This is a genomic window from Pseudoduganella danionis, assembly GCF_009720775.1.
Classification (GTDB): domain Bacteria; phylum Pseudomonadota; class Gammaproteobacteria; order Burkholderiales; family Burkholderiaceae_D; genus Rugamonas; species Rugamonas danionis.
This window is the reverse complement of the sequence record NZ_WNKW01000003.1, coordinates 241,165-255,153: the sequence shown is the minus strand read 5'-3', so window position 1 is coordinate 255,153 and position 13,989 is coordinate 241,165. Positions and strand designations below refer to the sequence as shown.

The 13,989-nt window shown below is 62.0% G+C and carries 10 protein-coding genes; 6 read left to right on the top strand and 4 right to left on the bottom strand.

From position 1 onward, the window contains the following. Positions 1-22 precede the first annotated feature (22 nt). The 3 genes from kynU (at position 23) to GM655_RS12705 (ending at position 2,876) form a co-directional block, all read left to right on the top strand. The gene (gene kynU, locus GM655_RS12715) at positions 23-1,264 is read left to right on the top strand and encodes a kynureninase (RefSeq protein ID WP_155435051.1); all 1,242 of its coding nucleotides are present in this window, start codon (positions 23-25) and stop codon (positions 1,262-1,264) included. Between the two features lie 12 nt (positions 1,265-1,276). Further along, entirely contained in the window at positions 1,277-2,161 is an 885-nt protein-coding gene (gene kynA, locus GM655_RS12710; RefSeq protein ID WP_155435050.1) for a tryptophan 2,3-dioxygenase, read from the top strand. A gap of 85 nt (positions 2,162-2,246) precedes the next feature. Continuing rightward, the gene (locus GM655_RS12705; RefSeq protein WP_229632552.1) at positions 2,247-2,876 is read left to right on the top strand and encodes a CHRD domain-containing protein; all 630 of its coding nucleotides are present in this window, start codon (positions 2,247-2,249) and stop codon (positions 2,874-2,876) included. A gap of 51 nt (positions 2,877-2,927) precedes the next feature. Here the strand turns inward: GM655_RS12705 and GM655_RS12700 are convergent, their stop codons facing one another. The 3 genes from GM655_RS12700 to GM655_RS12690 all read right to left on the bottom strand — a co-directional run bounded on the left by GM655_RS12700 (position 2,928) and on the right by GM655_RS12690 (position 8,574). Then, positions 2,928-4,961, bottom strand: a complete 2,034-nt coding sequence (locus tag GM655_RS12700) for a CocE/NonD family hydrolase (RefSeq protein ID WP_229632551.1) — start codon at positions 4,959-4,961, stop codon at positions 2,928-2,930. Between the two features lie 68 nt (positions 4,962-5,029). Next, a complete protein-coding gene (htpG, locus tag GM655_RS12695; RefSeq protein ID WP_155435049.1) occupies positions 5,030-6,949 on the bottom strand; it encodes a molecular chaperone HtpG in 1,920 nt (639 codons plus the stop codon). 101 nt (positions 6,950-7,050) lie between these two features. After that, positions 7,051-8,574 (bottom strand): aminotransferase-like domain-containing protein, encoded by a 1,524-nt coding sequence (locus GM655_RS12690; RefSeq protein ID WP_155435351.1) that lies wholly within the window; start codon positions 8,572-8,574, stop codon positions 7,051-7,053. A 475-nt stretch (positions 8,575-9,049) separates the two neighbouring features. Between GM655_RS12690 and GM655_RS12685 the strand changes: the two genes are divergently transcribed. From GM655_RS12685 to GM655_RS12675, 3 genes are all read left to right on the top strand, one after another. Then, positions 9,050-9,511, top strand: a complete 462-nt coding sequence (locus GM655_RS12685) for a RidA family protein (RefSeq protein ID WP_155435048.1) — start codon at positions 9,050-9,052, stop codon at positions 9,509-9,511. Positions 9,512-9,613: 102 nt separating this feature from the next. Then, positions 9,614-10,807, top strand: a complete 1,194-nt coding sequence (locus tag GM655_RS12680) for an aminotransferase-like domain-containing protein (protein ID WP_155435047.1) — start codon at positions 9,614-9,616, stop codon at positions 10,805-10,807. A gap of 192 nt (positions 10,808-10,999) precedes the next feature. Next, positions 11,000-12,367 (top strand): diguanylate cyclase, encoded by a 1,368-nt coding sequence (locus GM655_RS12675; RefSeq protein ID WP_229632549.1) that lies wholly within the window; start codon positions 11,000-11,002, stop codon positions 12,365-12,367. A 3-nt stretch (positions 12,368-12,370) separates the two neighbouring features. On the opposite strand, the gene GM655_RS12670 is transcribed toward GM655_RS12675, so the two are convergent. Beyond that, on the bottom strand, positions 12,371-13,933 hold the full coding sequence (locus tag GM655_RS12670; RefSeq protein ID WP_155435046.1) for an FGGY-family carbohydrate kinase: 1,563 nt from the start codon (positions 13,931-13,933) through the stop codon (positions 12,371-12,373). Between the last annotated feature and the right edge of the window lie 56 nt (positions 13,934-13,989).

Here is a 13,989-nt window from a genome sequence, read left to right as displayed (position 1 = left end):
CCACTTGCAAGAAAGTTACAAAATGACAACTCGCAATGCTTGCCTCGAACGCGACGCGCAGGATCCGCTCGCGCCCTTACGAGCCCAGTTCGATCTGCCGGAAGGCATAATTTATCTAGATGGCAACTCTCTCGGCGCCCGCCCGCGCGCTGCCCTGCCCCGCGCCCAGGAGGTGATCGCCCAGGAATGGGGCCATGATCTGATCCGTAGCTGGAATACGGCGGGCTGGTTCGACCTGCCCAAGCGGCTGGGCAACCGGCTGGCACCGCTGATCGGCGCCCGCGACGGCGAAGTGGTGGTGACTGATACCACCTCCGTCAATCTGTTCAAGGCGCTGGCCGCCGCCGTGCAGATGCAGGCTGATCAGCCGCAGCGCCGCGTGATCATCACGGAACGCTCCAACTTCCCTACCGACATTTATATGGCCGAAGGGCTGAGCCGCTGGCTTGAGCGCGGCTACCGCCTGCACCTGATCGACGATGTGGCCGAACTGGCTGGCGCGATCAATCAGGAAACCGCCGTGGTCATGCTGACCCATGTGAACTACCGCACGGGCTACCAGCACGATATGCGGGCCACTAGCGCCCTCGCCCATGCGGCTGGCGCCCTAATCATCTGGGATCTGGCCCACTCGGCCGGCGCCGTGCCGGTTGATCTGCATGCCGATGGCGCCGATCTGGCCGTCGGCTGCACCTATAAGTATCTGAATGGCGGCCCCGGTGCGCCAGCCTTTATCTGGGTGCCCGAGCGCCATCAGGCCCGGTTCCAGCAACCGCTGTCGGGCTGGTGGGGCCATGCGGCACCGTTTGCCATGGCACCTGCGTTTGCGCCGGCCGAGGGCATCGCCCGTGCGCTGTGCGGCACCCAGCCCATCGTCTCGCTGGCACTGGTGGAATGCGGACTCGATATCTATGAGCAGACCAGCATGGCGGCCCTGCGCGCCAAATCGCTGGCCCTGACCGATTTGTTCATCACGCTGGTGGAACAGCGCTGCGCTGCCCATCCGCTGGGGCTGGTCACGCCGCGCGAGCATGCACGCCGCGGCAGTCAGGTCAGCTTCACCCACCCGCACGGCTATGCCGTGATGGCAGCCCTGATCGCCCGTGGCGTGATCGGCGACTACCGCGAACCGGCCATCATGCGCTTCGGCTTTACGCCGCTCTACACTAGCTTTACCGATGTGTGGGATGCAGTCGACATCCTGTGCGACATCCTGGATAAACAGGCCTACGATATCCATGCCCGACGCGACGCCGTCACCTGAAGCGAGAACACTATGACCGACAATCAAGCAGCAGCCAGCGGCTGCCCTATGCATGCAGCGCCTGCACCAGCAGGCGATGCCCAGTGGCACGGCGCCCAGATGGATTTCAGCAAGGATATGAGCTATGGCGACTATCTGGGCCTGAACCAGATCCTCACGGCCCAGCACCCGCTTTCGCCCAACCATAATGAAATGCTGTTCATCGTGCAGCACCAGACCAGCGAACTGTGGATGAAGCTGATGCTGCACGAAATGCATGCCGTGCGCACCCACCTGCAAGCCGACGATCTGCCGCCGGCCTTCAAGATGCTGGCCCGCGTGGCCCGCATCATGGACCAGCTGGTGCATGCCTGGGATGTGCTGGCCACCATGACGCCGCCCGAATACACGGCCATCCGTCCATATCTGGGCGCCTCCTCGGGCTTTCAGTCCTACCAGTACCGCGAGATCGAGTTCATCCTGGGGAACAAGAACCCTGCCCTGCTCAGCGTCCACGCCAACCACAGCGACACTTACACTGTGCTGGAACAGGCGCTGCATGCCCCCTCCGTGTACGACGAAGCCATCAAGCTGCTGGCACGCAACGGCCTGCCTATCGCGCCCGAACGCCTGAACGCCGACTGGACCCAGCCTACCCGTGCCGACGAGTCAGTCAAACAGGCCTGGCTGACCGTGTACGGCGACACCCAGCGCTACTGGGCGCTATACGAACTGGCCGAGAAGCTGGTGGATCTGGAAACGGCGTTCCGCTTCTGGCGCTTCCGCCACCTCAACACGGTGGAGCGCATCATCGGCTTCAAGACGGGTACGGGCGGCACGGCCGGCGCCAGCTATCTGCGCAAGATGCTCGATGTGGTGCTGTTCCCCGAACTGTTCGCCCTGCGCACGGAGCTGTAAGACTTCATTTCGGCTGCAGCGGGAACTCGCCCGCTGTGCCCCACTCTAAGCTAGACCTTTAACCCGTCGCGCGAGGAGGAACAAGATGAAGCCTATACTGCATTACCGCTGGACCCAGCTGGCGGCAGCTGCCGGCCTGCTACTCGGGCTGGCTGCCGCCATGCCGGCAGCACAGGCCGCTGCCAGCAATTACACAGCCATTCTGACCGGTGCACAGGAAGCGCCGCCCAATGCATCCACCGCCATAGGCGCTACCGTGGTGCGCTTCGATGCCTCTACCCACATGCTGGAAATCGATGCGGCCTTCGGCGGCCTGCTCGGCGACAGCACTGCAGCCCACATCCATTGCTGCACCAGCATGGCCGGCAGCGGCACCGCGCCCGTAATGACGGAGCTGCCTACACTACTCGGCTTCCCGCTCGGTGAACGTTCAGGCGCCTACAGCCATGTGTTCGACACCTCGCTCAGCAGCACATGGAATCCCGCCTTCATTGCCAGCCACGGCGGCACCACTGCCGGCGCGGAATCGGCCTTCGCCATGGGGCTCGATAGCGGCACGGCCTATTTCAATATCCATAGCACGCTCTATCCGCAAGGGGAAATCCGCGGCTTCCTGCAGCAGGCGCCAGCCGTGCCGGAACCGGCCAGCATCGCCATGCTGGGGCTGGGCCTACCGGCGGTATTGCTGGTGGCACGCCGGCGCCGACGCGCCTGAGTCGCGCGCCGCCGGTGGCTGGCAGCTGGTAGCGGGCAACTGGCGGCCAGCCTAGCGTTTGCTGGTGATTAGCGGCAGCTCGATATAGCTGTCGTGGTAGATGCGCTGGGTGGCTTTACGATAATCCGCAGGCTGGGCGAAGAAGATATTCGGCACAAACGTTTGCGGATTACGGTCATACAGCGGGAACCAGCTGGACTGGATCTGCACCATGATGCGGTGCCCCGGCAGGAAGACGTGGTTGGCCGCCGGCAGAGCAAAGCGGTAGGCCAGCGGCGTATCGGGCAACAGCGCCTTGGCCTGCGCCAGCGATTCGCGGTAGCGGCCACGGAAGATATCGGCCGCAACCATCAGCTGGTAGCCGCCCATTTCCGGCTGCGCCGCCACCTGATCGGGATAGACGTCAATCAGCTTCACCACCCAGTCCGCATCCGTGCCGCTGGTCGCCGCCAGCAGATGGGCGATGGGTTCGCCGCTGATCTTGACGGGTGACGTCAGCACTTCGCTGGTGTAGCTGAGCACATCGGGCCGGCCCGAGGCTTCGCGCTGGTCGTCCACCAGCCAGCGCGGCCACGTCTGCCCTTTGGCCTCATCGTAGCCCACTGCCATGATGGGACGGGCGCGGTATGGCACGGGCTTGGCAGGGTCGGATACATATTCATCGTAGGCGGCAGGCATGGCAGGAGCCGTCGGTGCGGCGGCCGGTGCGCGGCTCAGCGTCAGTTTGCTGCCCGCACCCAGCTTGAGCGCGCTCGGCGTGCTGCTGCAACCGCTATTGCAGCCGCTGGGCCAGCGGTTCAGTGCGCGCCACTTGTTGCTGCCAGTTTCGAACGCCGAAACGGCAGCGATAGACAACGGCGGCGCTTCGTCCTTGAGGTAATGATCAAGGAAGGGCCGCAGTATCTCCTGCCGGAAGTGCAGTGCCGTGTCGCTGCCGAAGTGCAGCGCGCCGAGCTTGCTGCCTTCATCGATGGCGCCGCCATGGTTCCATGGCCCCATCACCAGATACACGTGATTAGCGCGGTCCAGCGGCTTGACGGCCTTGTACACAGCCAGTGCGCCGTAGATATCTTCCGCATCCCACCAGCTATGCACCAGCATGGTCGGCACTTTCACGGGCTGGCGCGCCAGTAGCTGGTCCATCGCCTGCTCGCTCCAGAAATTATCGTAGGCAGGATGGCTGCTCAGCTTGCGCCAGAAGCCCACCTGCTCCATGCCGCGCTGGCGCGCCAGTTCACCGGCCGAGCCGGCGCGCAGAAAAGTGTCGTAATCGTCGTAATGGCTGCTGTACCACTTGGCCTCGCTACGGCGCGTGGCCACCTGTTCAAGGATATAGGCCAGATTCACCTGACGGAAGGCGCCGTTGTGGAACCAGTCATCGCCGCGCCAGCCATCCACCATGGGATTCATGGGCACGGCCGCCTTCAGCGCCGGATGGGGTTTAACCAGTGCCATCAGCGGCAGATAGCCATCGTAGGAAATACCGATGATGCCCACCTTGCCATTGCTTTCGGGGACATTGTGGGTCAGCCATTCGATGGTGTCCCAGGTATCGGTGGAATGATCGACCGGGGTCGGGTTGAAGGTCGAACCTGCCAGCGGCCGGTTCATCACATAATCGCCTTCCGAGCCATGCTTGCCGCGCACATCCTGCATCACGCGGATATAGCCGCCCTGCACCACCACATCGGCTGCATTGTCATAGCCCTGCAGGATGTTCTCCAGCTGCGAGCTTTCCGCATGGGCCGTCAGTTCGGCGGCGTTGTACGGCGTGCGCGTCAGCAGCATGGGCGCACGGCTGGCGCCACGCGGCACGATGATGACGGTATGGAGTTTGACGCCATCGCGCATGGGGATCATCACGGCGCGTTTGACGTAGTCGAAACCGTCTACAGGCGCGTGGAATTCTTCCGGCGTTTCGCTCGGCAGCGCCGGATATAAGGGCGCAGTGGCGGCAACCGGTGCGGCTGCGAAGGTGGGGTTATTGTTGTTAGTGGAGGCGTTGGCCGCCGGTGCGAGCTGCGCGTGCACCACAGGCGCTAGCAGCATCAGGGCGCTGACCAGCGCCACTGTGTATCGAGTCATGGTTCCCCCGGAGGTATGCTTGCAGATGCGCAAACATAACACACTCCGGCAGGAAGCAATGCATGCTGTTACTTGGCAGCGCCGTTCAGCAGCATTTCATTGAGGCGCTTGACGAAGGTAGCCGGATCGCTGAGCGAACCGCCTTCAGCCAGCAGGGCCTGATCGAACAGGATGTTGGCCCAGTCGTTGAAGGCCGTACCGGCATCCTGATACTTCAGACGCGTCACCAGCGGGTGGTTAGGGTTGATTTCCAGGATAGGCTTGGACTCCGGCGCATTCTGGCCCGCTGCTTTCAGCATGCGCAGCAGGTTGCCCGACAGTTCATGCTCGTCCGCCACCAGACAGGCTGGCGAATCGGTCAGACGGAAGGTCACGCGCACGTCCTTGGCCTTGTCGCTCAAGGCATCCTTCATCTTGCCGACCAGTTCCTTGTACGAGCTTTCCGTTTCCTCGTGTTCCTTCTTCTCCGCTTCGTCTTCGAGCGCGCCCAGATCGAGGCCACCCTTGGCCACGGAGACCAGTTCCTTGCCTTCGAACTCGGTCAGGAAGGACAGCATCCATTCATCCACACGGTCGGTCAGCAGCAGCACTTCCACGCCTTTCTTGCGGAAGATTTCCAGATGCGGGCTATTCTTCGCGGCCACGTAGTTATCCGCCGTGACGTAGTAGATCTTGTCCTGGCCTTCCTTGGCGCGGGCGAGGTACTGCTCGAACGAGACATTCTGTTCGTCGCTGTCGTTGGCCGTCGACGCGAAACGCAGCAGCTTGGCCAGACGGTCCTTGTTGGTGGCGTCTTCGCCGATACCTTCTTTCAGCACCTGACCGAACTCGGTCCAGAAGGTGGTGTACTTGTCCTTCTTCTCCTGCTCGTCGGCGTTCGCCAGTTCTTCCAGCATGCCGATCACGCGCTTGGTCGAGCCATCGCGGATCACTTTCACATCGCGCGATTCCTGCAGAATTTCACGCGACACGTTGAGCGGCAGGTCGGCCGAGTCGATCACGCCTTTGACCATGCGCAGATAGGTTGGCATCAGTTGTTCGGCATCGTCCATGATGAACACGCGTTTGACGTACAGCTTGATGCCGCCGCGCTTGTTGCGGTCCCACAGGTCGAACGGCGCCTTGGCCGGAATGTACAGCAACTGGGTGTATTCGCTGCGGCCTTCCACGCGGTTGTGGGTATGGGTCAGCGGGGCCTGGAAGTCGTGCGAGACGTGCTTATAGAACTCGTCGTACTGTTCCGGCGTGATGTCGGACTTGTTGCGGGCCCACAGCGCGCTGGCCTGATTGACGGTTTCCAGTTCGTCCTTGAGGACGGTTTCTTTCTTCTCTTCGTCCCACTCTTCTTTCTGCATCACGATAGGCAGCGAGATGTGGTCGGAGTATTTACGGATGATGGATTTGAGCTTCCACGAGGACAGCAGCTCGTCCTCGCCTTCGCGCAGGTGCAGGATGATGTCGGTGCCGCGGCCCGTCTTCTCGATCTGTTCGACCGAGTAATCGCCCTGACCTTCGGATTCCCAGCGCACGCCTTCGCTGGCAGCCGCGCCGGCGCGGCGGGTTTCGACGGTGATCTTGTCGGCTACGATGAAGCCCGAATAGAAGCCCACGCCGAACTGGCCGATCAGGGCCGCGTCCTGCTGCTGGTCGCCGGACAGCTTGCCGAAGAATTCCTTGGTGCCCGATTTGGCGATGGTACCCAGATGGGAGATCGCTTCGTCACGGCTCATGCCGATGCCGTTATCGGAAATGGTGATGGTGCGTGCCGCCTTGTCAAAAGCGACCTTGATTTTCAGTTCGTGGTCATTGCCGTACAGCGCATCGTTGTTGATCGCTTCGAAGCGCAGCTTGTCCGATGCGTCGGAAGCGTTGGAAATCAGCTCGCGCAGGAAAATCTCTTTGTTCGAGTACAGCGAGTGAATCATCAGCTGCAGCAGCTGCTTTACTTCTGCCTGAAAACCTAGGGTCTGCTTTTCGATATCTGCCATTTTTGTAAGCCTCTAATAGTCTTGTGAATAGTCTTCTGTTAGGGTGTATTGCATTGCGTTTAATGCACTGTTGCCCCTAAATGGGGATGCACTGCGCCTTTTCAAGAGCGTGCCAGCTCGCTTTCGAGAAAGCGCCACACTTGCGGGTCCTGCATGGCGGCCACGTTCAGGCGCATGCGGGTAGACGGCAACTGAGCCGGCGAAAACAGGCTGCCCGGTGCCAGCAAGAGGTTCTGCGCCATCGCCCGTTCGGCCAGCACATTGGTATCGCGCCCCGCATCGACCCAGACGAACATGCCGGCCGGCGCCGCCACATCCACCTTGAGTCCCACCCGCTCCATCTGGCGGATAGTCTTGGCGCGCAGGCCGTCGAGGCGGGCGCGCATGCGGTCGGTATGCTTGCGGAAGGTGCCGTCCGACAGCACCTTGTACACCACCCGCTCGCCGATATCGCTGGTAGTCAGCATGGTCAGCATCTTGCGATCGGCCAGCCTTTCGGCCCGCTCGGGCGAAGCGGCAATAAAACCCACGCGCAGATTGGCCGCCATGGTCTTGGAAAAACCGCCCAGATAGATCACGCGCTGCAGCTGGTCCAGCGCCGCCAGCCGCGTGGCCGGCTGCACGGCGCTGCCCGGGTGCAGATCGCAGTAGATATCGTCTTCCACAATGACGAAATCATGTTCTTCCGCCAGCCGCAGCACCTGAAACGCCTTGGCCGCCGACAGCGAGGTGGAGCTGGGGTTGTGCAGCACCGAGTTAATGATGTACAGCTTGGGCTTGTGCAGCGCCGCCAGTTCGGCCAGTTTGGCAATGTCCGGGCCATCGGCAAGGCGCGGAATACCCACCACCTTGGCGCCCAGCGCCGCAAACGAGCCAAACATCAGGAACCATGCGGGATCATCGACAAAGATCGTGTCGCCGGGCTGGGTGAATTCGCGCGCCACCAGATCCAGCGCCTGCGTCACGCCGGCCGTGGTCACCAGCTGTTCCGGTGCGGCGGCAATTTCCAGCTCGGCCAGCTTGTGCTGCAACTGCTGGCGCAGCGGCAGAAAGCCTTGCGGCACGCCATAGCTAAGCAGCACACCGGCATTCTGCCGGCTTACTGCCTTGAGCGCATTCGAAATGGCTGCCCCATCGAGCCAGTCGGACGGCAGCACGCCGCTGCCCGGCATCTGCGCATGCGGCATCTGGCGGAACATATTACGCACTAGCCAGACCACATCGATAGGCTTGACTTCGAAGCCGCTGCTATGGCGCGGCGCGCGCGACGTCATACTCGGGCCGGCAATGCCGCCCCGTTCGCGCACGAAGAAACCGGCGCCACGACGCGATTCCAGATAGCCGGTCGCCACCAGCCTGTCGTAGCTGGCCACCACCGTGAACGGCGACACGCCATGGGCTGCAGCAAAGGCACGGATCGAAGGCATGCGCGCGCCGCCGCGCAGCAGCCGGTCATCGATACGGGCCGCGACAGAGCGCACGATCTGGTCGATCAGGGTTTCGCCCGACTCGCGCGACAGCAAGCCCAGCAAAGCACCGGCCGGTGCCGCGCGGCGCGAGCGCAGCACGCTGGCTGGCACGGCCACGCTGGCCGTATCGGCCGCCGTGTGGCTGGCCGCCGCCATCGCCGCCCGCCCTGCGCCAGCTTCAGCTTCAGCGCCGGACAGCTTGTGTGCGGGAGCACTGGCCGCTTGCGCCGCACGGGCTTCGGCAGCGGCCAGCGCTTCCGCTACGGCAGCCGCCGCATTGGCCGCAGCGTCACCAAGCAGTGAACGGCGGCTTCGTGTATTGGTCATTTTGCCATCACAGTACAGAAATTAACTTTCCAAGTGTACTTGTACTGTACTGGTTTTGTCACGTAGCATAAAGTCCATGCAGTTCATCCGTGCAGCGCAAACAGGCAGCGCGGCAAAGCGGGAGCCGGCATTTTTTGCAACTGGCAGCGCCACCAGTAGCGGCATGGGGCGAGAAATGCAGGTAAAACCGCAGGAAAACCGTAGACTATCTTGATTTTGCCTCAATTGTGGGCAGCGCCTGCTACAACACGTACAATAACGGTCTTGAATCTGTCCCACCCACTTTAATTGATCTGGAACTCACATGTCTGTCTACGAAAAACTGAAAGCACTCGACATCACCCTGGCTGCCCCTGCTACCCCGGCTGCGGCCTACGTTATGTATGCTCAAACGGGCAATCTGGTGTTCCTGTCCGGTCACATCGCCAAGCGCGCTGACGGCAGCGTGTGGGTAGGCCAGCTCGGCAAGAACATCGATACGGCCGAAGGCAAGGCTGCAGCGCGCGCCATCGCTATCGACCTGATCGGCACCCTGCAGGCTGCCGTCGGCGGCGACCTGACCCGCGTCAAGCGCATCGTTAAAGTTATGAGTCTGGTGAACTCCACGGCGGATTTCACCGAACAGCATCTGGTCACCAACGGCGCCTCCGAGCTGCTGGGCGAAGTGTTCGGCGATGCCGGCAAACACGCCCGTTCGGCCTTCGGCGTTGCACAAATCCCGCTGGGCGCCTGCGTCGAAATCGAATTGATCGCGGAAGTCGCGTAAGCGGGCGGCCACTTACCCGTGGCTGTTCCTATTAAAGAAAGCACGCCACAAGCGCGCTGATGGCATCACCGGCCCTGCCGGTTTTACTCTAGTGAGACAAGTATGAAAATCGAAAACCCTGCACCGATCCAGTGGCGCTTCTCGGAACGCGCCGACCAGCTGCAATCGTCCTTCATCCGCGAAATCCTGAAGATCACCCAGCAGCCGGAAATCATTTCCTTCGCTGGAGGCCTGCCTTCGCCACTGACCTTCCCGGTCGACACCATGAAAGCAGCCTTCGACAAGGTACTCAGCGAAAACGGCAAAGTGGCGCTGCAATACGGCCCGACCGACGGCTACCTGCCGCTGCGTCAGTGGATCGCCGATTCGCTGTCCGCCAATGGCGCGAAAATCGTGCCGGAACAGGTGCTGATGACCTCCGGCTCGCAACAGGCGCTGGACCTGCTGGGCAAGGTGCTGATCGACGAAGGCAGCCGCGTGCTGGTGGAAACCCCATCCTATCTGGGCGCGCTGCAGGCCTTCTCGGTCTACCGTCCTGAATTCAAATCGGTGGAAACCGACGAACACGGTCTGGTACCGGCCTGGCTGGATAAAGTGGCCGCCGGCGCACGCCTGCTGTACGCGCTGCCCAACTTCCAGAATCCGACCGGCCGTTCGCTGTCGGTGGAACGCCGCGTAGAACTGGTCGAAACCTGCGCCCGTCTGGGCCTGCCGCTGATCGAGGATGACCCTTACGGCGCGCTGAGCTACAAGGGCGCACCGGCACCGAAGATGGTGGCCATGAACCCGGATGGCGTGATCTACATGGGCTCCTTCTCCAAAGTGCTGACCCCTGGCATCCGTCTGGGCTACGTGGTAGCGCCGCTGCCGCTGGTACGCCGCCTGGAACTGGCCAAACAGGCCGCCGACCTGCACACCTCGCAGCTGACCCAGATGGTGGTCTACGATGTGATCAAGGACGGCTTCCTCGACCAGCACATTCCAAAAATCCGTACCCTGTACGGCGATCAGTGCCAGGTCATGCTGGACGCCATGGCGCAGCACTTCCCGTCCGCCGTGCAGTGGACCAAGCCGGAAGGCGGCATGTTCATCTGGGTCACCCTGCCTAAGCATATCGACGCGATGAAACTGCTGGACGAAGCCATCGCCCAGAAAGTGGCCTTCGTACCGGGTTCGCCGTTCTACGCCAACGAACCGGAAACCAATACCCTGCGCCTGTCCTTCGTGACGGTGCCGCCAGAGCGTATCCGGGCCGGTATCGAGATCCTCGGCAAACTGATTGCCGCCAAGCTGTAATCCAGCCAGCCATCGGCCAGCAAATGAAAGAGCGACTCCGGTCGCTCTTTTTTTTCAAAAAACAACAGCTTGAAAACGTCTTCAGAGTGACAGAAGTTTATTTCCCCAAAAAAACTTAATTATTTGTCCCATAAGCGCGGGGCTAGGCGTTATGATTTTGCACGTATCCCAAATTCATTAGCAGGACAGCCCTTGCTCACCCCAGTCACCCCACTGCAACACGCTAGCCGACGTGACGCCGCGATCCTCATCGTGGACGACGCGCCGGAGAATCTGAGCGCCTTGCGGAGCATGATGGTGCAACAGGGATATCAGACATTTGTCGCCAACAACGGCGAACGTGCGCTCAAAATTGCCCGCCGCGTCCAACCCGACCTGATCCTGCTCGATGTACTGATGCCCGGCATGGATGGTCTGGAAACCTGCCGCCAGCTCAAAAGCCATGCGTCCACCCAGCGCATCCCCGTGATCTTCATGAGCGCCAAAACGGAGACGGAAGATGTGGTGGCCGGCTTCGATATCGGCGCAGTGGACTACATCAGCAAACCGTTGCGCATGGCCGAAGTGTGCGCCCGCGTGCGCACCCAGTTGCAGATCCGCAGCCGCAGCGAAACCCAGGAAGAACAGGCCGAGCGCCTGCGCGCCATCGTCAACAGCATGGCCGAAGGTCTCTTGATCATCGAAGCCGATGGCCGCATCCAGTTCGCCAATCCGGCCTGCGTCAATTATCTGGGCTATACGGAACAGGAACTGGCGGGGCGGAATATCTCGGAACTGCTCAACCCCATGGTGGCACAGGAATACCTTGACTACTTCCAGCGCTATTCGGCCGAGCCGGAATCGACCCACAGCCACGGCACGCGCGAAGTGATCATCCGCCACCGCAACGGCAGCTCGGTCTGCATGGACCTCACGCTCACGCCCATGGTGCTGCGCCAGCCCCTGTTTGTCGGCCTGCTGCACGACATTACCCATCACAAGCAGTCGGAAGACGCGCTGCAGCGGGCGGCCATGATAGACCCGCTGACCAAGATCGCCAACCGGCGCCACTTCGACAGCTTTATCGAAAAAGAATGGCAGCGCGCCATGCGCAGCGGCCTGCCGCTCTCGCTGGTGGTGCTCGATGTGGATCACTTCAAGCTGTATAACGACACGCTGGGCCATCCGGCCGGCGACGCCTGTTTGCAGCAGGTGGCACAGGCGCTTGCCGCGCACGCGCTGCGCCAGACCGATCTGGCAGCCCGCTATGGTGGCGAGGAATTCGTGCTGCTGTTCGCGGAAACGGATAGCGCCACTGCGCTGCAGCTGGCCGAAGCCATACGCGCCCGCATCGAAGGCCTGCAGATTCCACACCCGCGCTCCGCTACCTCGCCGTGGCTGACCGTGAGCATAGGCGTGGCCACCACCCATCCGCGCCATCTGGACAGCATAGAATCGCTGTTCGTGGCGGCCGACCGCGCCATGTACGTGGCCAAGGAGCACGGCCGCAATCAGGTGCAGGCCACCCAGTGCGGCAGCAGCAGCGCCATGGATGCCATCAAGGCGCTGGTGCTGCGTTAAGCCTTACACCTGTTCGGGGTAGCCGGTGATATCGGCGATCTGCTGATACATGGGCTGCAGCCGCTGGTACATATGCAGGTAGACGCGTTTGTACAGGCGGTCGTAGATCTGGCGGTTGGCGGCAATCGGCTGGAACACGCGGCCGGGACGCGTCATGGCCCGCGTGGCCGTATCGAAGTCCTTGTGCAGCCCCAGCCCCGCCGCGATGGCGATCGCGGCCCCCAGTCCCGATGTTTCATAGATATGCGCACGCGCTGCCGGCAGGCCGAAGATATCGGCCGTCAGCTGCATCGCCGCATCGCTCTGCGAGCCGCCGCCCGCCACGCGCAGCTCCGTCACGGGCACGCCGCTGCGCTTCTCGATGCGCTCCTTGCCTTCGCGCAGAGCATAGGCCAGCCCTTCCAGTATCGCGCGGTACATGTGCGCACGCGTATGCACATCGCCGAAACCTATCATCGCGCCTTTGGCTTCCGGCCCCGGGGTCTTGATGCCGGGGCTCCAGTAAGGCTGCAGCATCAGGCCCATGGAACCGGGCGGCACTTCGTTCACTAACTGGTCGAACATGAATTCCGGCGCCAGTCCCTGTTCGGCTCCGGTCAACTGTTCCAGATGACCGAACTGCTCCTTGAACCAGTTCACCATCCAGTAGCCGCGGAAGATCTGCACTTCCGTGCTGTAGGCGCCGGGGATGGCGGCCGGATACGGCGGAATCAGCGGCGTCACTTCCACATATTTGCGGCTGGTGGTGTTGATGGTGGCCGTGGTGCCATAACTGAGGCAGGCAACGTGCGGTTCGAGCGCACCGGCGCCTATCACTTCGCAGGCCTTGTCGGCCGCTGCCGCCACCAGCGGCGTACCTTCGGGGATGCCGGTAAAAGCGGCGGCATCGGCCGTGATGGCACCGATGATGGTGCCCGGCGCTACCAGTTCCGGCAGCATGTCGGGACGGATTTTCAGCGCTTCCCATTTCCAGTCGCGCGCACCGGCCCACTTGTGCCCCTTGTAGTCGAACGGTAGATAAGCCACTTGCGAACCGATGGAATCGACATGACGGCCGCACAGGCGGAGGTTCAGGAAACCCGACAGCAGCAGGTATTTATAGGTCTGCTGCCAGACCTCGGGTTGGTACTGAGCGATCCAGTTGATCTCCGCTTCACGGCGAAAGTACTCGATGGTGCCGGACAGACCGGTGAGCTTGAAGGCCGTGCGCCACAGCAGGCTTAGTGGCGGCTGCGGGCCCACGCGGCGCTGGTCCAGCCACGTAATGGCAGGCCGCAGCACCTTGCCGTCGCGGTCCACATTCACCACCGTGCCGCGCTGAGTAGTCACGGCCACGCCCTTGATGGCAGTACGTGGCACACTGCAGTTCTGCCATAGCTGCTGGCAAGCCTGCCCTACGGCGCGCCAGTAGCCGTCGGCGTCATGCTCGGCCCAGCCCGGGTGCTCCGAATAATAGGCCTGCAAATGCACTTGCGCCTTCGCCACCAGCTCGCCCTGCAGATCGAACAGCAAGGCGCGCACGCTCTGCGTGCCATTGTCGATAGAAAGTAGGTATTGCTCTGCCATGGTGCTCTGTCTCGCTCTTCCCGTTTTTATTGTCGTTCTTCTGCTTTTTTGACCGG